Source organism: Treponema sp. R6D11, assembly GCF_054786075.1.
Map to the genome: position 1 here is coordinate 1 of NZ_BDHD01000398.1, position 1,158 is coordinate 1,158.

At 52.9% G+C, this 1,158-nt stretch carries 1 protein-coding gene; it reads right to left on the reverse strand.

The window, feature by feature from the left end; genetic code table 11:
- Positions 1–1,051 (reverse strand): ATP-dependent helicase (locus ACYVTD_RS13465; protein WP_461248247.1); only part of this gene is annotated, 1,051 nt, incomplete at its 3' end.
- Between the last annotated feature and the right edge of the window lie 107 nt (positions 1,052–1,158).

Genomic DNA, 1,158 nt, shown 5'->3' on the forward strand with positions numbered 1-1,158 from the left:
GAATCGCCCAATCCGACCATGAGGTCTCTTTCTTTTTTACGGAGCTTTCGATTGTATCGGCGCAAAACAGCGCTTCTTCGTCCTGATCGGGCAAATAGGTCAGGACGGGCAGGGGACCGTCTCCTTTTTCGGCGCGGAGGGTTTTCCCCAAACGGCCACGGTTGCAGTTTACGACGGAAGACGCCGCTTTTAAGATGGGGTTTGTGGAGCGGTAATTTTGCTCAAGGCGGATAATGTCCGCGCCCGAAAAGCGGTCTGGAAATTCAAGAATGTTTTTCACTTCCGCGCCGCGAAAACGGTAAATGGACTGGTCGTCGTCGCCGACCACGCACACGTATGTCTGCGGGCCGCAAAGTTCTTTTAACAGGTGAAACTGCGCGACATTCGCGTCCTGATACTCGTCCACCATTATTACTTTGAAACGGTCGCGGAAACGCCGCGCCACTTCCGGCTGGTTGCGCAGAATATCGACGGGCTTTTTAATCAAGTCGCCGAAATCGACATTGCCGATCTGCGCCATCCGCTCCTCGTAACTCGCGTAGATGCTGCGGAATTTTTTACGGCTGTCGATGTTTGCAAGTAACGGATCGTCTGGAGTAAGGAAATAATCCTTCGCGCGGGAAATGCTATGGGCGCACTGCTTAACTTCCGGCTTCGGCGCGTTTTCCATAATGCCCGAAAGCAGGGAAACAACGTCGTCGTCGTCGTAAATGACGAAGGACGAGTCCAACCCTGCGAAATTTCCGTTGCGTCGCAAGAACCACGCTCCAAACGAGTGAAACGTCCGAAGCATCGCGTCTGCCGCGCGCGGCTCAATCAAAACAGCGCGTTCAGCCATTTCCCTTGTCGCCTTATTTGTAAATGTTACCGCCAGAATGGAGCGCGGATCCATTCCCTGTTCCCTGATAAGCCACGCTATCTTTGTGGTTATTACCCTCGTCTTCCCCGACCCCGCGCCCGCGAGTATCAATAGCGGTTTCCCTGTGTGAAGTACGGCGCGGCGCTGTTCGTCGTTGAGCGGTTCAAGGTAAGGGGGGTATTCTTCGCGCATGGGCTAATTATAGCGGAAACTTCTAAAAATGCCAGTTAATTCCCGCTCGCTTCATTATGCCATTTGCCACATGGCGTGAAGCAATTTTTCCATCTACAGTAATAGGC